19 protein-coding genes are annotated in these 21,875 nt (G+C 62.2%); 14 read left to right on the forward strand and 5 right to left on the reverse strand.

The annotated features are described in order from the left end of the window. Nucleotides 1–17: 17 nt before the first annotated feature. The 4 genes from HCN50_RS20865 to HCN50_RS33705 all read right to left on the reverse strand — a co-directional run bounded on the left by HCN50_RS20865 (nucleotide 18) and on the right by HCN50_RS33705 (nucleotide 5,062). Nucleotides 18–1,337, reverse strand: a complete 1,320-nt coding sequence (locus HCN50_RS20865) for a UDP-glucose dehydrogenase family protein (RefSeq protein ID WP_171711567.1) — start codon at nucleotides 1,335–1,337, stop codon at nucleotides 18–20. A 67-nt stretch (nucleotides 1,338–1,404) separates the two neighbouring features. Then, nucleotides 1,405–2,193, reverse strand: a complete 789-nt coding sequence (locus HCN50_RS20870; protein ID WP_171711568.1) for an FkbM family methyltransferase — start codon at nucleotides 2,191–2,193, stop codon at nucleotides 1,405–1,407. Nucleotides 2,194–2,276: 83 nt separating this feature from the next. Further along, on the reverse strand, nucleotides 2,277–3,710 hold the full coding sequence (locus HCN50_RS20875) for a mannose-1-phosphate guanylyltransferase/mannose-6-phosphate isomerase (protein WP_171712008.1): 1,434 nt from the start codon (nucleotides 3,708–3,710) through the stop codon (nucleotides 2,277–2,279). Between the two features lie 41 nt (nucleotides 3,711–3,751). Then, nucleotides 3,752–5,062, reverse strand: a complete 1,311-nt coding sequence (locus HCN50_RS33705; RefSeq protein ID WP_235977115.1) for a sugar transferase — start codon at nucleotides 5,060–5,062, stop codon at nucleotides 3,752–3,754. Between HCN50_RS33705 and HCN50_RS20885 the strand changes: the two genes are divergently transcribed. From HCN50_RS20885 to HCN50_RS20930, 10 genes are all read left to right on the forward strand, one after another. Further along, complete coding sequence (locus HCN50_RS20885) at nucleotides 5,061–5,204, forward strand: hypothetical protein (RefSeq protein WP_171711569.1); 144 nt, start codon at nucleotides 5,061–5,063, stop codon at nucleotides 5,202–5,204. The genes HCN50_RS33705 and HCN50_RS20885 overlap by 2 nt on opposite strands. A gap of 83 nt (nucleotides 5,205–5,287) precedes the next feature. Then, nucleotides 5,288–6,022 carry a metallophosphoesterase family protein gene (locus HCN50_RS20890; protein WP_171711570.1) on the forward strand — a complete coding sequence of 245 codons (735 nt, stop codon included), beginning with the start codon at nucleotides 5,288–5,290 and terminating at the stop codon, nucleotides 6,020–6,022. A gap of 147 nt (nucleotides 6,023–6,169) precedes the next feature. After that, entirely contained in the window at nucleotides 6,170–6,763 is a 594-nt protein-coding gene (locus HCN50_RS20895) for a polysaccharide biosynthesis/export family protein (RefSeq protein WP_235977116.1), read from the forward strand. Nucleotides 6,764–7,130: 367 nt separating this feature from the next. After that, the gene (locus HCN50_RS20900) at nucleotides 7,131–8,486 is read left to right on the forward strand and encodes an outer membrane beta-barrel protein (RefSeq protein WP_311968107.1); all 1,356 of its coding nucleotides are present in this window, start codon (nucleotides 7,131–7,133) and stop codon (nucleotides 8,484–8,486) included. Next, nucleotides 8,467–10,779, forward strand: coding sequence for an AAA family ATPase (locus tag HCN50_RS20905; protein WP_171711572.1), 2,313 nt, complete (start codon nucleotides 8,467–8,469; stop codon nucleotides 10,777–10,779). Before HCN50_RS20900 ends, HCN50_RS20905 begins: the two co-directional genes overlap by 20 nt. Beyond that, nucleotides 10,776–12,176, forward strand: a complete 1,401-nt coding sequence (locus HCN50_RS20910) for a VpsF family polysaccharide biosynthesis protein (RefSeq protein ID WP_311968088.1) — start codon at nucleotides 10,776–10,778, stop codon at nucleotides 12,174–12,176. The genes HCN50_RS20905 and HCN50_RS20910 overlap by 4 nt, the downstream gene beginning before the upstream one ends. A 20-nt stretch (nucleotides 12,177–12,196) precedes the next feature. After that, nucleotides 12,197–13,270: a glycosyltransferase family 4 protein gene (locus tag HCN50_RS20915; protein ID WP_171711573.1), complete on the forward strand. Its 1,074-nt coding sequence runs from the start codon at nucleotides 12,197–12,199 to the stop codon at nucleotides 13,268–13,270. Continuing rightward, the gene (locus tag HCN50_RS20920) at nucleotides 13,263–14,369 is read left to right on the forward strand and encodes an acyltransferase family protein (RefSeq protein ID WP_171711574.1); all 1,107 of its coding nucleotides are present in this window, start codon (nucleotides 13,263–13,265) and stop codon (nucleotides 14,367–14,369) included. Before HCN50_RS20915 ends, HCN50_RS20920 begins: the two co-directional genes overlap by 8 nt. After that, complete coding sequence (locus HCN50_RS20925; RefSeq protein ID WP_235977118.1) at nucleotides 14,369–15,421, forward strand: acyltransferase family protein; 1,053 nt, start codon at nucleotides 14,369–14,371, stop codon at nucleotides 15,419–15,421. Before HCN50_RS20920 ends, HCN50_RS20925 begins: the two co-directional genes overlap by 1 nt. 3 nt (nucleotides 15,422–15,424) lie before the next feature. Then, nucleotides 15,425–16,864: a lipopolysaccharide biosynthesis protein gene (locus HCN50_RS20930; protein ID WP_171711575.1), complete on the forward strand. Its 1,440-nt coding sequence runs from the start codon at nucleotides 15,425–15,427 to the stop codon at nucleotides 16,862–16,864. 21 nt (nucleotides 16,865–16,885) lie between these two features. Here HCN50_RS20930 and HCN50_RS20935 read toward each other — a convergent pair whose 3' ends face one another. Then, a complete protein-coding gene (locus HCN50_RS20935) occupies nucleotides 16,886–17,986 on the reverse strand; it encodes an endo-1,4-beta-xylanase (RefSeq protein ID WP_171711576.1) in 1,101 nt (366 codons plus the stop codon). A 210-nt stretch (nucleotides 17,987–18,196) separates the two neighbouring features. On the opposite strand from HCN50_RS20935, the gene HCN50_RS20940 reads away from it, so the two are divergent. Genes HCN50_RS20940 through HCN50_RS20955 form a run of 4 tightly spaced genes read left to right on the forward strand, consistent with a single transcriptional unit; the run spans nucleotide 18,197 to nucleotide 21,867 of the window. Then, entirely contained in the window at nucleotides 18,197–18,991 is a 795-nt protein-coding gene (locus HCN50_RS20940; protein WP_171711577.1) for a WecB/TagA/CpsF family glycosyltransferase, read from the forward strand. Then, nucleotides 18,988–20,265 (forward strand): glycosyltransferase, encoded by a 1,278-nt coding sequence (locus HCN50_RS20945; protein ID WP_171711578.1) that lies wholly within the window; start codon nucleotides 18,988–18,990, stop codon nucleotides 20,263–20,265. Before HCN50_RS20940 ends, HCN50_RS20945 begins: the two co-directional genes overlap by 4 nt. Nucleotides 20,266–20,275: 10 nt before the next feature. Further along, nucleotides 20,276–21,457, forward strand: coding sequence for a glycosyltransferase family 4 protein (locus HCN50_RS20950; protein WP_171711579.1), 1,182 nt, complete (start codon nucleotides 20,276–20,278; stop codon nucleotides 21,455–21,457). After that, nucleotides 21,454–21,867, forward strand: coding sequence for a hypothetical protein (locus tag HCN50_RS20955; protein ID WP_235977119.1), 414 nt, complete (start codon nucleotides 21,454–21,456; stop codon nucleotides 21,865–21,867). Before HCN50_RS20950 ends, HCN50_RS20955 begins: the two co-directional genes overlap by 4 nt. Nucleotides 21,868–21,875: the final 8 nt, after the last annotated feature.

Here is a 21,875-nt window from a genome sequence, read left to right on the forward strand (position 1 = left end):
ATGACGGCGTGTGCGCATCAGTACGCCACCGATTTCGGCCGACCCACGCCGCAATAGAGAAAGCCGTTCCGCTCCACCTCCACCGGAGAGTAGATGTTGCGCAGATCGACGATGACGGGGCAGGCCATGATGGTGGATAATTCCTTGAGATCCAGCGCCCGGAACTGCTCCCATTCAGTGACGATAACCAGTGCGTGGCACCCCTTGGCGCAACGATAGGCGTTGTCGCAGAAGGTGACGTTCTCGAACACCTTCTTCGCCTGTTCCATGCCGACGGGATCGAAAATGCGAACCTCGGCTCCCATGTCCTGCAGCGCGGTTACAAGCGGAATCGACGGCGCATCGCGCATATCGTCGGTATCGGGCTTGAAGGTGACGCCGAGGACTGCGATCTGTTTGCCGCGGATATTGCCGCCAAATGCGTTGGCGACCTTGCGCGCCATCGCCCGCTTGCGCTGGTCGTTGACGGCGACCACGGTCTCCACGATCCGCACCGGCGACTCATTGTCCTGGCCGGTCTTGATCAGCGCCATCGCATCCTTTGGAAAGCAGGAGCCGCCAAAGCCTGGCCCCGCATGCAGGAATTTCTGCCCGATCCGGTTATCGAGGCCGATGCCGTGCGCGACTTCCTGCACATTGGCGCCGACCTTCTCCGCAAGGTCCGCGATCTCGTTGATGAAGGCGATCTTGGTGGCGAGGAAGGAATTGGCGGCGTACTTCGTCAGCTCCGCGGTGCGGCGATCGGTGTAAAGGATCGGCGACGCGTTGAGGTGAAGCGGCCGGTATACTTCCGCCATCACGCTGCGGGCGCGCGCGTCATCTGTTCCGATGACGATCCGGTCCGGATGCTTGAAGTCGCGGATCGCCGCGCCCTCGCGCAAGAACTCGGGATTGGAGACGACGGCGACCGTGGCCGCCGGATTCTCCTCTCGGATGATGCGCTCGACCTCATCGCCGGTCCCGACCGGAACCGTCGACTTGGTAACGACCACCGCCTTTTCCGGCAGCACCTCCGCGATCTCGCGCGCCGCGGCATAGACATAGGAAAGGTCGGCATGGCCATCGCCGCGACGCGACGGCGTGCCGACAGCGATGAACACCACTTCCGCACCGCTGACCGCCGATTTCAGATCACTCGCAAACGACAGGCGGCCCTGGCCGACGTTTCGCGCCACCAATTCGGCAAGCCCGGGTTCGTGGATCGGCATCTCTCCGTTTTTGAGGGTTGCAACCTTCTCCGCATTGCTGTCGATACAGACGACCTGATGGCCAAAATCGGAAAAGCACGCTCCTGACACCAGCCCGACATAGCCGGCGCCAATCATTGCTATACGCATTACGGTTCCTGTCTGAAACGCCGCGCGGCTGTGGCCGCGCCGGCAGGGATGAAAGATAAACGGCGAGCTAGCCGCTCAAGATCGATTCACCATCGAGATGACGGGGAAAGAAAAAGAAGTTGTTGACGTAGAACCGTCCGTCCTTGCGTCCGCCGTCCGGCCGCAGGGCATCGGCATCTTGCAGCCGCCGCGAATCGAACTGCTCCACCGCGACGACGTCGTTGTCCCGCAGGAAGAATCCCCGGTAGGACTTGCTCCGGAAGAATTCGAATACCGAGCGTGTCGCCGCGGCGCGGTGGCGGTCTTCTGCCTCCACGAGGAATACCGGCTGACACCGCTCCAGAAGTTCGACGGCGCCGTTCAGGACATTCAATTCGTGGCCTTCGACGTCGATCTTCACGAACGCCACGTCCTGGTCGATCACCGCGTCGAGCCGTGCGATCGGCACATGGGCGGAGACGAGCCTGGCCGATTGATCGTTTCGCGCTTCCAGCGAGGCAAGGCCATAGACCAGGCCGTCCTCGCCCTGCGGGATGTACAATTCGGCATCGCCGTCATGATCCGACAGCGCGATCTCGTGGACGCTCACATTGCGCGCCGAGGTCCGGCGCAGCAGCCTGGCCATCTGCTGCGACGGCTCGAAGGCATGAACCTGCCTGGAGAGGCGAGCCAGCCGCCGCGTGTAAAGGCCGCAGTTTGCGCCGACATCGACGGTCACCGAATCGTCGGGAATCACCTTGTCGAGATAGGACAGCTCCCGCTCCGCCGATTTGGGCCGCTTCATGAAGTGCCATTGCAGCCATATCGATGGAAACGCATCCTTCACCAGTTCCTTGACCTGCTGCTTTGCGCTCATTGCCGCCTCCCTTCATGTCGCACGCAAATGTGACCATCGGCATGCGGCGTCCTCGATGCGGATGCTGCCTCCCCAGGCGCATCTCAGACGCGGTCATAGATATCCTGAACGCGGACGATATCGTCTTCACCGAGATAGCTGCCCGACTGAACCTCGATCAGATTGAGCGGCACCTTTCCGGGATTCTCCAGACGATGCATGCACCCGAGCGGCACGAAGATGGATTCGTTCTCGCGCAGCAGGATTTCCTCGTCGTCGCGTGTGACGATCGCGGTTCCGTTCACCACGACCCAATGTTCGGCGCGGTGATAATGCTTTTGCAGTGACAGCTTGGCGCCGGGATTGACCGTAATGCGCTTGACCTGAAACCGCTCGCCGGCATGGATCGACTGATAGTAGCCCCAGGGGCGATGGACGCTGTGGGTCTGGGTTGCCGACCGATGGCCGTCGGCCTTCAGCCGCTCGACCAGTTTTCCGACATCCTGGTCGCGCTTGCGGCTGGTTACCAGCACCACATCCGGCGACGTGGCGATGACGAGATCCTCGACCCCGAGCGCCGCGACCAGTTGGCCGTCGCCGCGGACGTAGCAGCCGGATGCGTCTTCCACCACCGCATCGCCAATCACCACGTTGCCGGACTGATCTTTTTCCGCCATCGACCACAAGGCCGACCAGCTTCCGACGTCGCTCCAGTCGAATGTGGCGGGAACGACCACCGCATTGTCGGTCTTCTCCATGATCGCGTAGTCGATCGAGATCGACGGGCAGGCCTCGAACGCGCCCTCGTCGAGGCGCAGGAAATCGAGATCGCGGGTGGCACCGGCCAGGGCCTTGCGGCAGGCGGCGAGAACCTCCGGCGCCCGGTGCGCCAGTTCGTCGATGAACTGGCGCACCGGCAGCAGAAAGATGCCGCTGTTCCAGAGATGCTCGTCGCAGGCCAACAGGCGCTCGATCGTCACCAGGTCCGGCTTCTCGACGAAGCCCGCGACGTTGCGGATGGGAGAATCGGCGGCCAGTTCATCGCCCATCCGGATGTAGCCAAAGCCGGTTGCCGCCGACGACGGCCGGACGCCGAACAGGACGAACCGGCCATAGCGCGCCGCCGTAACACCCGTCGATATGGCGGTGCGGAACGCGGCGTGATCGCGGACCCAGTGGTCGACCGGCATCGCCAGTATCACTGCATCGGGGTCGGTCTCGCTGGCGAGCAGCGCGGCGATCGCGACGGCGGGCGCGGTGTTTCTTCCGACCGGTTCGAGCACGATGGTCGGACGATCGACGCCGACCGCCCGCAACTGCTCGCCAATCGCGAATCGGTGCTCGGCGTTGGCAATCACCATCGGATCGGTAAACAGCGCACGATCGTCGACCCGCAACGCCGTCTGCTGCAGCAAAGTATTTTCGCCAAGCAGCGAGAGAAGCTGCTTGGGATAGGTCTCGCGCGACAGCGGCCATAGCCGCGAGCCGGCGCCGCCTGACAGGAGAACGGGTACGACACGGCCGCGCGGCTCGATCATCGCCATTGCATGTCCTTCGATGTATAAAATTACGGAAGATTTCAGAATCCGCTGCCGGAAAGGAATTCCTTACGGATCGTGCGGATTATGATCATGATATCCATGCGCAGCGACCATCGCTCGATGTAGTGGAGGTCGTAATCGATCCGCGAAACCGCCGGCCCGAACTCGGCCGTGCTTCCCCTGCAGCCGCTGACCTGGGCGAGCCCGGTAATGCCCGGCCGCGCCGTGTGGCGCTGAAAATAGTAGGGCACAAGATCTTCATAGGGCAGATCGGCCGCCAGCATTCCCGGAACATGCGGCCGTGGCCCGACCAGCGACATGTCGCCTTTGATCACGTTGATCAGTTGCGGAATCTCGTCGAGGCTGGTCTTGCGGAGAAGTTTTCCGACCCGCGTCACGCGCGCGTCGCCCTGGACGGTCTGCCTTATGCCGCGGACGTCGCCCGCGTCGTTGCGCATGGTGCGGAACTTGTAGATCTTGAAGCGGCGATTTCGGTAGCCGTAACGGTATTGGAAGAACAGCACCGGCCCCGGCGAGGTCACCTTTATCGCCACTGCAATCACGATCAGGAGCGGTGCGAAGAACAGCAATGCGATGCTCGCTGCAGCGATGTCGAACACGCGCTTTGCGATCGACGACGACGGTTCAGTCCGCACGCGCCGGCGCGAACGGCGACGCGCCCGGTACGTTCGATGCGTGCCGCCGCCGGCAAATTCTACAGGACGGACCGATATCTCCGTTCGCTCTCTTCGAATCGGCGTGACGTTGTTCCGATCGAAGTTGGCTGTCACGATCGAGGCCATGACTCTCCTCTTTGCGGGAACTGAACTGTGATCGAGCATGTCGCGTGCTCGAATATCGGCGCGCCGATTTCGCATCAGCGAACGTCCGCTTTCGCGGTCGCTAAGACTTTCCAGAATTTTGAACGAAGTTGGGCGCGAAAGCGAAAATCTCGCGCGCAGCGTCACAACGAAATCTTTACCGTGATTTGTGCGACGCGATATTCCGGTTTGTTCGGAGACGCTTAGTCGCGATTTGCCTAGTTGATGAGCTGCGCATGAATCGACGCTGCTATGCATATTCGAGAATCGCGGAACAAAATCCATAGTTCGATTCTCGATGTTCGATCGAGCACATGCAGCGTCGCTGCGTGGGCAACAAATGGCGCTCACGTCGTTATTTTGAACGAGATTGTTCATCGAAAGCCAAGCGATCTGTTCGCAGCCTGGTGCGCAACTGTAATTGAGGCGCGCGAATTGGCTGATGGTCGCCTGGCTTCGAACGAAAACAGAGACGGCAGTGATTCGCGAGCCGTCCGCTTCGCGGAACATATCCGGGGAGGCGCCCATGATGGCCGAACGTGTGGATTGCCGCGCGCTGGTGCAGCACGACAGGTCGCTGTCTCACCGCAAGCTCAGGAACCGCATTATCTTCGGGAATGCGATCGCGTGGATTGCGATGATTGTTCTGATCCGTCTGCTGTTTTTCTAGACGTGAAGACCTCGGCGCGTTCCGTCATGGATTGAAGGTCATGGATTGACCGCCATGCAGTTCCATGATCGACATTTCAAACCATGCCCCTGATGTCCGCGACAGCTTCGCGCACCGTTGCCGCTTCAGCGCCGGCCGATACACGCATCTATGCGGTCGGCGACATCCACGGCCGGGCCGATCTGCTGAGCGAAATAACCGCACGCATCGACGACGACATAAGGCGCAGACCGATCGCGCATGCGGTCGAGATCTATCTCGGCGACTACATCGATCGCGGACCGCATTCCAAAACGGTGCTTGATCTGCTCGCAGCCCGGCTCGTCGCCAACCGCGCAGTGTGTCTTCGCGGCAACCACGAAGCCGTGATGGAAGGGTTCCTGCGAGATCCAACGATCCTGCCGTACTGGCTTCAATTGGGCGGCTTGCAGACGCTTGCATCTTACGGCGTCGAGCTGCACGACGAAAACGAAACAGCCTTCAGCTTGCACCGTCGCTTTGTTAACGCGTTTCCACGTGCACACGAATTGGTCATGCAGTGCTTGCGCGATCACTTCTGTTGTGGCGATTTCTTGTTCGTGCACGCCGGCATCCGTCCGAACATTCCGATCGAGCATCAGGATGTAAACGACCTGATCTGGATTCGGAGCGAGTTTCTCGACTCCACGCGGAAGCACGAGCGCTTCATCGTGCACGGTCATACGCCGGTGCCGCACCCGGATATCCGCCCCAACCGAATCAACATCGACACATGTGCCTGGCGTACGGGAACCTTAACCTGCATTGCGATCGAAGGATCGACCATCCTCTTCTTGTGATGTCTGCACATTCTTGTGATCTCTGTGGGACCGTGATGTCGCACGATACGATTCACCAAATCGAACGGAACTCTCGCCTTCACATTCTTTCGCCTTGTTTGCTTCCATAACATCAGCGGCTGTACGTGCACTCATGGAGATGCAGCCATGCAGCAACGGTCGTCCAGCGCCGGCCTGACGCTTCCCCTTCTTCTCGTCGTCCTTGTAGTCGCCGGCATCAATGCCGGATTTTCGATGCGCGCTTCGGCGCAAACGCCGCCCTCCGCCTCGTCATCGTCGGCGGAGAGCTACATCCTCGGCCCCAACGACAGAATCAGGCTGAAGGTCTACGGTGAACCCGACATCACCGGCGAGTATGAAGTCAGCAATAGCGGCCAAGTTTCGATTCCGCTCGCAGGCCATATCAAGGCTGCCGGCACGACGACGCGGCAGCTTGAAAAATCGATCGCATCCGCGCTCGCAAAGGGCATCGTGCGCGACCCGCGCGTCAACGTCGAGATCGCGCAGTACCGCCCGTACTACATTCTTGGCGAAGTCAAGAAGAGCGGTGAATATCCGTATCGCCACGGCTTGACGGTGCTGGATGCAGTCGCGAGCGCCGGTGGCTTCACGTACCGCGCCAATGAAAACAAAGTCTTTTTGCGCCGGGCTGGCGCCGGCGTGGAAGAGACCTATCCTCTCGATGCTCCCGTTCCGGTTTATCCGGGCGACAACATTCGGATTCCGGAGCGCTACTTCTAGCAACCCATGGAACTGCGGATGAGGTGAATGGCGCTCGCGAGCGGACGACGGCGTTTGTGTTGCGCCGTCGTCACAGCGTTTCGCGAATGCGAAAAATTTTGCAGCGCGGGGAAACTTTTCCGGCAAGGCGCGTTGCAGGCGTGCGCATCACTTCAATCTCAAAACTCAAAAACCTTGCGCCCGCGTACCGAGTATGAGGCCTGCCTTTCTTATGCGCAGTCGACGATCATTTTCTGAGCGATGGGCTTCGCCCGTTAAGTGTTCGCCGCCTTCGCGCTCCCGCAAGGGATGGGTTATGGGATTCGAGTGTGAAATTGCATCGCCGAATGCGTCCGACGGAAACGAAGAAAGATTCCGTTTGGTATGCGTGCTCGGTCGATGCCGCTTCAGCCTCTTGCCCGCGCCGGCGGCGGCGATCCTGCTGGGTCTTGGATCGGCTGCGAGCGCCCAAGCCATTCCGTGGACCAGCGGAGAATTCGCCTCGCCATGGAATGCGCAGAAAATCTTCGAGCCGTCATCGCTGCCGGACCGGACCGATCCCGATAACCCCGAAGAGATTCCGCCAGAGGACATGCCGGTGAAAAAGCGACAACAGCCCGGCTACGAACCGATCGGCATTCGCTCCGGTTCCTGGATGTTCAACCCATCGCTGACCGCCGGCACGTTTTACGACAGCAACGTCTTTGCGTCGAACACCACGCAGCGTTCCGACATCGCGGCGGTGATCGAACCGACGCTTCGCGCGCACTCATTGTGGGGCCGACACGGTCTGGATCTGAAACTGGATGCACAGTCGACGGTCTATAACCAGAATTCGAGCCTGGACCAGACCAATGCCAGCCTGAAGGGCAATGGCTGGATCGATATTACAAAAGACACGATGCTGTTGGGCAGCTTTCAGATCGCGCATCTGAACGAAGGCGTCGGCTCGCTCAATTCGCCCAGCAACGCCATATCGCCGACGCCCTACAATCTGATGTCCGGCGACGTCACGCTGCGCAAGGAATTCAACCGGCTGACGACATCGGTCGGGTTCCGCTCCGATTCCTACGACTTCGGATCGACGCGCGCGCAGGACAGCAGCGTCATCAACCAGGACGCCCGCGACGGACAGATCTACTCGCTTCATAGCCGGATCGATTACGCGATCTCCTCCACGCTCGGCTGGTTCGGCGGCGTCGAAGGCAATCAGCGCGACATCAGGGGGACACCGGGTCACACCCTGGACTCGCAAGGCTATCGCGCGCTGTCCGGCATCACCATCGGCTTGAGCAATCTCATCACCGGCGAATTTGGCGCAGGTTACGTCCAGCAGCGTTTCGACGATCCCTCGATCGGCATGATCGAAGGTCCTTCCTATCGCGCGCGGCTGACATGGCGGCCCACGCGCCTGCTCGACGTGCATTTCAATGCCGAACAGCTCGTCACGCAGACGTCCGACACCAGCGCCACCGGCGTGCTCGCCAACGCGGTGCAGCTTGGCATGGACTACGAATTGCGCCGCAACGTCATCTTGTCGCTTGCAGGCGGATACGAGAACGACCGGTTCTTCGGTCAGTTCCGCAAGGATCACGTGCTCACGTCCGATACGCGTGTCAAATATCTGGTCAATCGCTTCGGCGCCGTCTCCGCCTATTACCGCTACACCAAGCGCGACAGCGATGTTCCGGTCTTCAGCTTCGACAAGCACCTGGTAGGAATGAATGTTACAGCGCAATTCTGACCTGCCCTATGTGATCCCTGACGAGCCGGTCGCCCGCCCCGCGGAAGGCTGGCAGTATCCGACCGTCGATTTGCGCGAGATGGGCCGCATCCTGCGCCGCCGCTACAGGCTGGTGGTGCTGCCGACCATCGCCCTGCTTACGCTGGCGCTGACCTATGTGCTGCTCGCCACCACTTTATATACCGCGACCTCGACCGTGCTGGTCGACCCGCGCCGCGCCAATGTCGTCGAAACCAACCAGTCCGTGCTGTCGAACTTCGGCACGGATGATGCGACGATCGAAAGCCAGACCCTGCTGATCCAGTCGGTCGCGATCCTGATGCGCGTCGTCGGCAAACTGAAGCTGACGGAAGACGAGGAGTTCACGCCGAAGCCCGGCCTCCTCGATCCGATCAAGGCACTGTTCCGCAGCAGCGGACCGAGCGGCGGTGCCAGCCCCGAGGAGGCCGCCAAGTCGCGGTCGGTCGAGATCCTTCAGAAGCGCATGAAGGTGACGCGGCAGGGCACCACCTTCCTGGTCGACATTGCCGTCAGTTCGGAATCGCCGCAGAAGGCCGCCACCATCGCCAACGCGATTGCCGACGCGTATTTCGACGAGCAGGTGCGCGCCAAATACGACGCGACGCGCATCGCGGCGAACTGGCTCAACGGCCAGATCGAGGATTTGAAGTCGAAAGTCGTAGCTTCGGAAAAAGCGGTCGAGGACTTTCGTTCTGCCAACAATCTGGTGGTGTCGCAGGGCGTCACGCTCAACGACCAGCAGATCACCGATCTCAACGGCAAGCTGATCGCCGCGCGCGCGCAAACGGCAGAGGCCCGGGCGAAATATGAGCAGATCCAGGACATCGCGAAATCCGGTGGCGATCCCGGCGGCATCAACGCGGCCATCTCCTCGGAAATGATCACCAAGCTGCGCACACAATATGCCGACATCGCCAAGAACGAGGCGGACCTGTCGAGCAAATATGGCGCACGTCACCCTGCCGTCGCCAACGTCCGGGCGCAGCGCCGCGATACCCAGAAGCTGATCAACGAGGAAATCCGGCGAATACTGGAAAGTACCAAGCACGACTACGACGTCGCACGCTCCCGCGAGACCTCGCTGCAGCAAAGCCTCGACCAGTTGCAAGGCGTATCGACTTCTTCCGGCCAGGCGCAGGTGCGCTTGCGCGAACTGCAACGCGAGGCCGAGGCCAACCGCACGCAGTATGAATCGTATCTGGCGCGCTCCAAGGAAACGACGGCGCAAGAGAGCCTGGAAATGCCGGATTCCCGGATCGTCACCAAGGCAAGCGTTCCGATCAAGCCATCATCGCCCAAGACCATGCTGATCCTGGGCCTTGCCGTGATGCTCGGTCTCGGTGCGGGCAGCGTGCTGGCGTTCCTTACCGACTATCTCGACGGCCGCATCAAGACGCTCGAACAGGCCGAAGCCATTTCGGGCGTCCCGGCGCTTGCCGCGGTGCCGTTGATCGGCGCGCGTGAGCTCGCCGGTCTCGCCCGGCGTGGACGCAAGGAACTCGGCCGCTATGATCCGAAGACCATGAAGCTGCTGCCCGCGCCGCTGCAGCCGCCGTTGACGCGCTATGCGATCGACGAACCCGGCACATTCTTCGCGGAGGCGATCCGCGCCGTTCGTCTCGCGCTGCAGCGGACGATGCGGTCACAGCCGGTGAAGGTCGTACAGGTCACCTCTGCGCTCGACAGCGAGGGCAAAACCACGCTCGCCATCAACCTGGCGCAGTCGCTGGCGACGCTCGGCATCCGGACGCTTCTCATCGACGGCGACCTCCGCAACCCGCAAGTAACCCGCGCGCTCTGTCCGCGGGCCGATGCCGGGCTCCTTGAGGTCGCGATCGGGCAGACCTCGCCGGAACACGCCATCCTGGTGGATCGCAGCACCGGACTTTCAATTCTGCCGTCGACGCCGATCAAGGAAGTCGAATTCATCACTGAGCTGATGTTCTCCGACCGGATCGTCGATGTTCTCGATCACTTCCGTCATCGCTACGAATTGATCGTGATCGACTCGCCGCCGCTGGTGCCCCTGGTCGATGGCCGGGCGCTCGCTGAACTCGCCGATCGCATCATCATGGCGCTGGCCTGGGACCAGACCCCTGGCGAGGTGCTGTCCCACGCCATGAACCTGTTGTCCCCGGTGAGCGACCGGATCATGGGGACCGTATTGACCCGCGTCGATCTCAGCCGCCTGCAGTTCTATGACTATTACCGCAGCTCGGCCTATCTCAAGCCCTACGGCGCCGCCAGTCTTCACGCGGGGGCAGCGCGGTGAGAGCGCGCGGACCGCTGAACGGATCGGCCGGCGTCGCACGCGTGCATGCTCGCCAACCTGCATCAGCGGCACTGCGCACGGCTTCCCATGCCCATGGACGCATTGCAAATGCCGACGCGTTCATCCAGCAGATCGCGGCCGGCCTGATGCTGCTGGCCGTCACTGCGACGTTCACGCTCTCTTCCTCGGTTCTGACCAACTGGAAAATCCATTACCTGACGGCCGGGGGCAACTTCTATGAAAAGCTGCACCCGGCAACCTATTTCACCCTGCTGGCATTCTCTCTGCTGTTGCTGCGCAGCCGTGGCCCGATCGGCGAGATCAATCGGATGTTTTCCGAATCGAAGCTGCTGCTGGCGTATCTGCTCTGCTGGCTGTTTCTCTTGATTCAGGTGATCGTGCTCGAACGCCCGTTCACGGTGATCATCGATACCTTTCTGCTGCCGATCCTGATCGCAATGGTGATGTGGCAACTACCGGCCGGACAAAAACGCCCGCTGGTCTGGGCCATTCACCTGACGATCCTCGTGAATGTCGTGCTCGGCTACTATGAGTATTTCTCCGGCCATCGGCTGATCCCGCTGACGCTCGGCGACGTCGTGGTGGTGGGAGAATGGCGTTCCGCGGCGCTGCTCGGCCACCCGCTCACGGCATCCGGCATCGTGGGCGCCTATGTACTCGCGCTGGTGCTTCGTCCGGCGATCTGCCCGCCGCTCCTGGTGCGGTTACCGCTGATCGCGTTCTGCCTGGCGTCGCTGATGGCCTTTGGCGGCCGAACCTCGCTGGTCACGGTGCTGGCGGTGATCGGGCTGGTCGGTGGCTTTGAGGCAATCCGCTTGATGCGGGGAAAGCGAATGCCGCTTCCTGCGGCCATTCTCGCCATCTGCGTGCTGTTTGCTGCAGGCGCCATCGTGTTCGCCGCGCTCGACCTCGGCATCTTCGACAAGATGCTGCTGCGCTTCTCCTCGGACAAGGGCAGCGCGCTGGCACGCTTCGCCACCTTCAACCTGCTCTCGCATTTCGAGTGGAACGAACTGATCCTCGGCCCCAATCCGGTGCGGGTGAACGCGCTGCAGTCGCAGCTCGGTCTCAACTACGGCATCGAGAACTTCTGGATTTCCTCCATCGTCCAGTTTGGCCTCATCCACACCCTCCTGCTGATGGCCGGCCTGGTCTGCTTCTTCATCGAGTTGCAGCGCCGTTCGAGCCCCGCGGTATGGGCCATTGTTCTGCTGATCGTCATCATCGCCGCCAGTTCGGTGAGCTTCTCGTCGAAGAACATTCAGCTTGCGCAATTCGTGATCCTCATCTCGGCCTTGCTGCCGCGTGAGCAGCGGCGCGTTGCCCCAGCGGTGCAAGTTCGCGCGCCTGTCAGCTACCGGTCCGTTCCGGCATAACTTCCAGGATTCTCCTTCGCATGGCTATCTATGTCGACAACACCCATCTCGGACGTCACGTCACCGGTCTGGAGCGCATCACGCTGGAGCTGTTCTCCGCCGCGGCGCTTGCGCCGCTCGACGTCGTGCCGGTGACGGCGCAAGGCCTCCGCCAGATGCTGACGACGCAGACGCTGGGGCTGCCGATGCGGCTTGCCGCCTCATCCTCGATCCTGCTCTGTCCCGGCTTTCCGCCAAGTCCGTTGTTGCGGCCGTTCGCATCGCGAGTGCTGCCCTATATCCATGATGATTTCCTGATCACACGGCGCGCCGAGCTCAATATGCGGGCGCGGCTCTATATGGCAGGTCCCTTCAAGTTCGCGTTGCGCCACTATCCGCGCTTTCTGGCCAATTCGGGCGACACCAGGCGCAAGCTCGCCGCGCATTGCCGGTCTGACGCCGAGGTGACGCTTTATCGGCCCGCGGTCCGCAACGTGTTCGGCCTCGATCCCGGGCGACGCCGCGAACGAGGCGCACAGCCCCGGCCACTTCGGCTGATCGCACTCGGCACCGTGGAGCCGCGCAAGAACTTTGGAGCAGCCGCGCGGATTCTCGACGCGTTGCGCATGCAGGGATTTCCGGACGCCACCCTGGATATCGTCGGAAGGCCGGGATGGGGCAACGACTGGCAAGCCCTCGAGAAGCAACCGGGCGTGACGCTGCACGGATATCAGTCTGCCGACCGCGTCAATCAGTTGCTCGACGCCGCAGACCTGTTCGTCTGCACCTCCCATGACGAAGGCCTGGGGCTACCCCTGCTGGAGGCACAGTACGCCGGCCTGCCGATCGTTGCCCCCGATGCCGCCATCTTCCGCGAGGTGCTCGGCGAGTCCGGCATCCACATCGATACCGCCGATCCCGCTTCTGCGGCGACGCGGATTGTGGCCGCGCTATCGAACGAGGACTGGCGCGCCCGGTATGTGGCGCAGGCGATACGTAATCTGGCGCGCTGGAACGATTTGGCGCGCGGCGACCGCGAGAACGTCATCAGCCTGATCGCCCGCCTCGCTCGTCTCCGGGACAGCACGACTCCGGAGTACCGCCGCCTTGCATGACATCACCGGCACACGGCATCAGGACGGGCTGCGGATCATCGCGGCCGGCGCCGTCGTGGTCCTGCACTATTCCGATTACTTCAAGGACGTGGCGGTCGGCCTCTTCATGGTCGCCCATACCTGGCATTTCAATCTGTTCGTAGACCTGTTCTTTGTTGTTTCCGGCTTTGTCATCGCCCGTCAGTATTTTGGCCGCGTCAACGACGCCGCATCGATCGGCCGCTTCCTGTGGCGCCGCCTCGCCCGCATCTACCCGCTGCATCTCGCAACGCTTGCCTTCTACGTCGCGCTTGCCGGCGCGCTTCACTTTGGCGCCGCCCGGACCGACAACCCGGCCCGTTACCCGCTTTCCGACCTGCCCGCACAGTTCCTTTTGCTTCACGCCTTCGTCGGCGAGCGGCTGACGTTCAACTTCCCAAGCTGGTCGCTGTCGGCGGAGATGTTCTGCTATCTGCTGTTCCCGGCCGTCGCGCTGATCGCGCACCGCCGCAAGGAGGCGGTCATTGCGCTCGTGGCCTTAGCCGCGCTCGCCAATTCCGTTTGGGTGGCGACCGCCGGAACGACACCGTGGGCCGACTGGATCAATCAAGGCGGCGCCTTCAGGGCGCTGCCTGCGTTTAGCCTCGGCATCGCCTGTCATCTGTTTCGCGACCGCATCGCGCGCTGGCCCACGATTCGCGGTGCGCTGGCGGCATCGCTGGCCGCGTTTATCGTGCTCGGCTCGCTGTTGCCGACGATGACCGCACTGCTCGCGATCTATGCCATCGCGATGCTTGCCGTGCAGGCGGACTGCGCCGGGCGAGAAACGCTGCTGTCGCGGCTCGGCTTCGCTCGCTGGTCGTCGCTGACCTATTCCTGCTACATGCTGCATATTCCGGTTGCGACCGTGATCATCACTTTTGGATCGCGGCTGTTTTCGCTGTCGCCGAATGAACGGCTGATCCTGGCGCCAGTGGCGATCATCGTTCTTGCCCTCGCAAGCGTCGTCTCGTTGCGCACGTTCGAAACGCCGCTGCGGCGGTATCTGACCGAGGCGTATGACCGCCGCGCCACCAGGCTGGAGCCGGCCCCTGCGATCTCGCGGCAGGAGAGCCCATGATGACTGTCGTCGAACGCATATCGGCAAGCCCGTCGTCCCTAAGCCGCGCGCACGCAGAGGCGCGAGCCCGCGACGGCGTGATCGATGCCATGCGGGGCATCGCCATCGTCATGGTGATCGGAATACATTCGCTGCCGCAGCCGCTCGACGCGATCTGGGCAAAATCGCTCGACGCCGCGCTGCGACCCTGCGTGCCGGTCTTTCTCTTCGCTTCGGGATATCTGACGGCGCTCTCCGGCCGCGTTCCGCTGGGCAAGCGGCTAAAGGCAGCCTTGATCCCCTACGCGATCGCGTTCGCCGCCGCCTATGCCTACATGGCGTTGCATAATCCGGCAATGGATCATCGCATCGGCACGACGCTCGCCCGGTTCGCTCTCGGATACGTCTTCGTCTACTACTACGTCTTCGTCTATGTCTGCTGCACGCTCGGTCTATGGCTCGTCTTTGCGGTTGGCAGGACAGGTCAACCGGATTCAAGAAAGCGGATTGCGGCCCTGCTGACACTTGCAATCGGCGGCGGCCTCTTTGCCGGCAGCTATCTCGATCCGGCCATCTCCCGGCTCGGCGCATCGGAGGCCTTGCTCGATGAAGTCCGCATGCGTGACATTCCGTTCTGGTTCTCGTTCGTCGCGCTCGGCGCGCTAACCGCAATGTTTAAGGACCTGAGCGGTGGGACGATGGGCCGCGCGCTGCCTGGCGCCGCGCTGACGGCGTATATCCTCTATGCCGCCGTGCGCATTCTCGACCTTGGTGATGCCGCGACCTATGATTCGACAGCGTTCTTCTGCTTTGCAGCGTTCTTCTGTGTTTCTCTATTTGCCCTTCAGCCGAGTTCACCGCTGCTTGGATGGATCGGTTCGGGCAGCTACTTCATCTATCTCTGGCACATCTTCATCGTCATGGCGCTACGCGATCACGCCCACCTGCGCGAGTTCGGCAGCGTCGCCGGCTTTGCCGTTGCCTTCGGCTTGACCAGCCTCGTCAGCATCGCCGCGCTGATAGCGATCCGGCACCTCGCCTCCCCCCGACTCTGTCGCTGGCTGGGGGCCTGAGAAATGCTTTTGAGACACACCCTGCTCTATTTGCCCGCGCAATTCGTCGGACCGCTGTTCCAGCTTCTGGCGATGATCGTATGGACCCATGTCGTCGACGAGCACACGCTCGGCATCATCACACTGATAACGGCCACGCACGAATTGCTGCAGATCGGCTTTCTCGCCTGGTGGTCGCAATATGCGCTGCGCTTTCTCGGCCGGTACCAGGACGCCAACGACGCGCCGCGCTTCTATCGCACCGAAAACGCGATCCTGCTGGCGTCCCTGGCGCTGCAAAGCGCCGCCGTCATCGGCATTCTGCTTCTGGTCATCGCGCCTGACGCCAAAGCGGGAGTTCTCGTTGCCAGCGTTGCCTACGTGATTACCCGGTCGCTGAACCTCTATATCGGCGAGCGTGCCCGCGCGCAGCAGCAGATCCGGGTCTACACCATCCAGCAAGTATTCGGGCCGTCCGTCGGATTTCTCCTCGGCCTGGCCCTGATCGGCTTATTCGGCCAATCGGCGGAGTGGCCGCTTGCGGGATACGCCGCGGCGCAACTGACCGCGGCGCTGATCGTGATACCCACACTCCGCTGCGGCTACCGCCTTTGGCCGGTCGACCGGGAGATTGTCGTGCACGCGCTGCGCTACGGTCTTCCATTGATCGTCGGCGGCGCGCTCGGCTGGGTCGGCCTCAATGCGTCACGGTTCATCGTCAACCAAATGTCGGGAGTGGCGGCGGCCGGACTGTTCGCAGTGGGTTACGGTCTCGGCCAGCGCGCCGCGGCGGTCGCGGCCATGCTGGTGACAGCCGCCGCGTTTCCGCTTGCGGTAAGGAGCATGGAACAGGAGGGCAGCCAGGCCGGCATGCGCCAGCTTGCCGCCAACAGCGCGCTTCTGGTCGCGATCCTGGCGCCGAGCCTCGCCGGCATATTCATGCTGAGAACGGAGATCGTGCATCTATTGATCGCAGCGCCGTTCCAGGCGGTGACGCTCGCCATCCTGCCGCTCTCGACGCTTGCCGGCGCAATCCGAAACCTGCGTGCCCATTTCGGCGACCAGGTGTTTCTGCTGCAGAACCACACGCGCTGGATGATGGCGATTACGGCGATCGACGCCTCGACGACTGTGGCGCTGAGCGCCCTGTTCCTGCCGCACTGGGGACTGACAGGCGTTGCCGGCGCAACCGTGCTGGCGGCACTGGCCGCCGCCACCGTCAGCTTCTCGATCGGTTTCACCCGGTTTGGCCTGCGTCTTCCGGTCAGCCATGTCCTGCGCATCGCATTGGCCACGATCGCGATGGCGGCGTTGCTGCGGATCTTCCCAGAAGCTCGTACCCTTGGCGTATTGGCGGCGCATGTCGCGGCAGGCGCCGCCGTCTACTTCGCAGTGCTTGCCCTGCTCTATGCGCCAACGCTGGTGCGGATGCTCCGCCCACGCCCGCAGCATTCGGGGGCGTGAGCGCATCCGGCACGATCCGCCTTACGACTTCCGGGTATTCTCGAACGCGCGCGCCATCGCGAACCAGAGCGGCTTCTTCTGCATCGATGAATCGAACGGCAGCGGACGCGGCAGTCGCTGCGCGAGAGGGTCCTTCTTCTTCGCTGCATCGGTATAGAACGAGTAATTGTCGGCCAGTTCCCAGGCAATCACCACCTTGACCGCCGGTACGCGCAGCGCGTTGTTCAGGTACTTCTCGGCCGTTTCGGCGATCATGGCATCGCGCGCCGCGACGTCATCCGGGAACGTATCGTCGCGCACGTCGAATTCGGTCAGGTAGATCTCGACCCCACGTTCGGCGAGCGCGTGAAGGAATTCGGCAAAGCGTCCGGGGTCGTGCGGATAGCGCGGCTGCAGGTGGCTTTGCAATCCCACCGCATGCAGCGGCACGCCGGCCTGCTTCAGTTCATCGACGAGTTGCAGCAAGCCGCGGCGAACCGTGAGGCCGACGTCGTCGTCGCGCTCGCTCTGGGCCTCGTTGAGAACCAGTCTGGTCTTGCGGTCGACCATCGCCACGCGCTGAAAGGCGCGGCGTACATATCCCGTGCCGAACGTGTCGTACCAGGGACCGAGCCTGTAACCACCGGGCGCCTTGTGTCCCGGCCAGAACGGTTCGTTGACGACGTCCCATGAATGCAGCTTGCCTGCATAACGGGCAGCGACCTCCTCGATATAGGAATCGAAGAACCTCTCGCGCTCGGCGCTGCTCATGCTCTTGATCCATTGCGGAACCCATTCGTTCCAGATCAGGCAATGACCGCGCATCGGAATGCTGTGGGCTGCACAGAATTGCAGCAGACGATCGGCGCTCTCGAATCGCTTCGGCCCCGGCTGCGGCGCGATGGTTCCCATCTTCATCGCGACGTCCGTCGTCACGATACGCACCTGCGTCTGATACAGTTCGCGATAGGCCAGATCCTTTTCGATCACCGGACCCGCGGCCGCGCCAAATGTGATTCCATTCTTCGCCGCGATGGCACCGAGACTCTGCGCAAGCGGTGCGGCGAATGCCGTGTTCCCGTGCGAGGCAACAGTTGCACCTGCGATGAGAGCGAGCGCATCTCGTCTCGACCACTCCTGCATAGCTGATCTCCATCATGTGAATGCTTCTCCGCGATGTCTTGTCGTTCGCAACGCGGCATCGCCATCGTTGCGTCGCATTAGTTCGATTTCGTGACGATGCCGGTCGAAGACAATTCTCAGTACGCAGTTCCCGTTCAAAGCAAACGGGCATGTCGATTGGTCCCCGCGCGAATGCATCGCACGATCACACATCATCAACAGGAGGTCGACATGTCGGAACCGCCGCCACAGCTGCAGCCCAGCCTCACTGTCGATGGCATCACGATCAACGTTCCCTCGCTTCCCGAAGCGGTTTCGTCGATCGTGTCAGCCGCGCAACATGGCGATAACTTCAGCGTGTGCACACTCAATCTTGATCATGTCGTTCAGTTGCAGCAACACGCCAACTTTCGCGCCGCTTATCGCCGTGCGCGATTCGTCACAGCCGACGGGTTCCCGATTGTCGTGCTGAGCCGACTGATGGGCACGCGAATCGAACGCACCACCGGCGCCGATCTCGTCGAGCCCGTCTGTGCGGAGGCGCGAAAGAAAGGACTCCCTGTCTTTCTGCTCGGCGCAAATGATCTCACGCTGAAGATGACGGCGCGGCGTTTGTCGGAACGATTCCAGGGATTGCAGATCGCCGGATATTTTGCGCCTGGAGCGGGGTTTGATCCCTACTCCAGCGAAGCCGATACCGCGATCGAGCGCATTCGCGCATCGGGCGCCCGGCTCTGCTTCGTTGCGCTGGGCGCGCCGCGACAGGAGTTGTTCGCGGCGCGGTGCCTCGACGAGCTTAATGGGACCGGCGTGTTGTGCATCGGAGCCGCGCTCGATTTCATTGCCGGCACACAGAGTCGTGCACCGTCCTTCGCACGCAGAACGGGGCTTGAGTGGGCGTGGCGCATGCTGCGCGAGCCGCGCCGGCTCGGTCCCCGCTATGTCCGATGCATGAGTGTGGTTCCGCGTCTCGTTGCGCGAACCATTCCACAAATCGTCCAGGCACGCATGAGGAAAGCGGCATGACTTCAACTTTGACCCTGGCGCTGCGGGCGCGAAACGCCAACCGGATCAAGCCACGTTATCAGATCTGCCTGATTCATCCGTTCGACCCGCGCGGCAAGAAGGTCGGCGGCCTCGAAACCTACATCCGCGACTTCATCACATTCCATCCGACGGACACCGATATTCTCTTCATCGGCGTCGACTCGACGGGCGAATTGGAGCTCGGGCGGCTTCATCGGCTGACGTTCCGAGGCCGCGGCTTCGACTTCCTGCCGATCCTGCATTACTCGGACGAGCAGGCGCGCGAAGCGGCGCGCACGATCCGCTCGTCGCTGACCGGGCAATTCTTTATGGCGCTGCTCCGCCACTTCGGCACGATCGCAAGGCTGATCCGCGCCAGGCGATGCTCGGTCGATCTGCGGCGGGTGGAATTTTCCTGGCTGCCGGCCATCCTGCGGCTTCCGTTCGTGCAGATGCTGCACGGCGAGGGCGCGCCGAAACTGCAGATGGATTCGCTGCTGCGGAAATACGCCTTCGTTCACAACACCGGCGAACGGTTCGCCGTCGCGATGAGCGAGAAATTCCTTTGCGTCAACCCGTTCATCACCGAGCGGCTGCAGCAGACCTATCCGCGCCGCAAGGAAAAGATCGACACGCTCTGGACATGGGTAAATACGGATATCTTCAAACCGCAACTATGGCCGCTGAATTCGTCGCCGTTCCAGATCGTGTTCGCGGGCCGCCTCGATGAGTTCAAGGATCCGTCGCTGATGTTTCGCACCATCGATCGCCTGCGGCAGCGGCTGAACGGCGATATCAAGTTTCACTATATCGGCACCAGCGATCCGCACCGGTTCGCCGAATTTGCCGCGATCGAGGACATTACCGTGCGCCACGGCTTCAAGGATGCCGCCGGCATGGCGGAGACGCTGGCAAGCGCGCATGCCGGCATCCTGACATCCGAGTTCGAAGGCATGCCGCGCTGCGTGCTCGAAACGCTGGCGGTCGGACGTCCCGTCGTTGCCATGCATCTGCCGCAACTCGAACCCGTGATCCGGACCGGCGTCAGTGGCTACCTGGTGGCGCGAAACGGCAGCCGCGACGACATGGTGAACGCGCTGGTCGAGCGATTCGTCGATGTCCGGAACTCGATCGAGGCTGATACGATGAATCCCGTGCAGATCGCCGACGCCATCAGCGCATTCACCCCAAGCACGCAGCTTGCGCGGGTCTTCCGCTATCATCATGAGATTCAGGATGCACGCGGACTTGCCGCCGCGGCGCCGACCTATTGAGGGCGCCGGCTTGAACATCCTGTTGTTGACCAGCGAGTTCGCCCCCGCGATGGGAGGCATCGGGACCTACGCCCGCGAAATTGCCGCGGCCGCCAGCCGACTCGGCGCCAAGGTCACCGTGCTGGCGCCTGACTATGCGCGGCAGACGGCTGACGATGATCGGTCCCTGCCGTTCGAGGTTGTTCGCTTTCGCGGCGGGTTGCATTCGATGCGCGACCTGCCGCGCAAGATCATGCTGGCGCGCCGCGGCGTCCGCCGCGCTCAATACAATGTGATCCATGCCGCCGATTGGCCGTTCTTCATTCCAGTCGCACTCTCGCGATGGCGAACGCCGGCACGGGTGTTGATGACTGTGCACGGCACCGAGATCAACGAAACGCAGATGCCGCTGAAGCGCATCGCGATACACGGCGCCGGCGTGTTCGGGCCGCGGACCGAGGTCATCGCCAACAGCCGTTTCACCGAGATGCTGTTCCGCGAGCGCTTCGCCGTCGACCCGCGCAGGATCAGCACCGTCAATCTGGGCGTTTCCGAATTCTGGTTCGGCGGACAAAGGACACGCCGGGAGGTTCGGCTCGCCCATCGTCTGCCGGACGACCGGCTGGTGATGATTACGGTCGCGCGGATCACGCGCCGCAAGGGGCATCATCTGACGCTTGCTGCGCTGTTGCAACTACCGGACGATCTGCGTCGCCGCATCACATGGCTCGTGGTCGGACCGGACGGCGAAGCCGATTATGTCGGCGAGCTGCGACGGTCCGCCGCTCAAGTGGCCTGCGACATTCGTTTCCTCGGCCCTCAGCCGAACGAGGAGATCCGCGATCTCTATGCGGCTTCGGATTTCTTTTGCCTGACGGGACTGCCTGACACGACCGGCCGCGTCGAGGGGTTCGGATTGGTCTACCTCGAGGCCGGCGCCGCCGGTCTGCCCAGCGTTGCGACCAAGGTCGGCGGAGTGCCTGACGCCGTGCTCGCCGACGAGACCGGAATTCTCGCCTCCGCTTCGGTTGCGAGCATATCGGATGCGATCGCGGAGTTGGCCGCGGACCGGGGTCTCCGCGCCATTCTCGCGGCCGGCGCATCCGCCCATGCCCGCGCCCTTTCATGGGAACGATGCGCGGCAACGACTTATGGCCTCACCTATGCGGGCAAGCGCGCGATGGCCGAGCGCGCCATCGGATTGACGGCATGAAGCTACTGGTCGCGGTTGCGATGGTGCTGTCGCTCCCGGCCGGCGCGGCGCGAGCGGACAATGAGAACTGCCGCAAGAGCCGCGAATATCTATTGGGAACGCCCGGCGGGGACCAGTCCCTGACCCCCCAGGGCTACAACGATCTGTTCAAGATCTGCATCGCGACGTCGGCCATGCCCAACGTGAAGGAGGCATATATGCTGAGGGACGGCGGCATCGCCGTGATCCCCAAGCAGGACAGCGTTTCAGCAACGGCTTCCACGCTGGCGCAGTTCTGCGACGCCTACCCTCATGGCGTGCTGCGCTTCATTACGCGCAAGGAAAAACTTTCCATCCGGTCGGTGACGGACGTCGCGCGGATGTCGTCGACGTCATCGACACCGTGCAAGAAGATCAAGGGCCTTTCGTAGAGTGGCGC

Origin of the sequence: Bradyrhizobium archetypum, from assembly GCF_013114835.1 — a bacterium.
Lineage (GTDB): Bacteria > Pseudomonadota > Alphaproteobacteria > Rhizobiales > Xanthobacteraceae > Bradyrhizobium > Bradyrhizobium archetypum.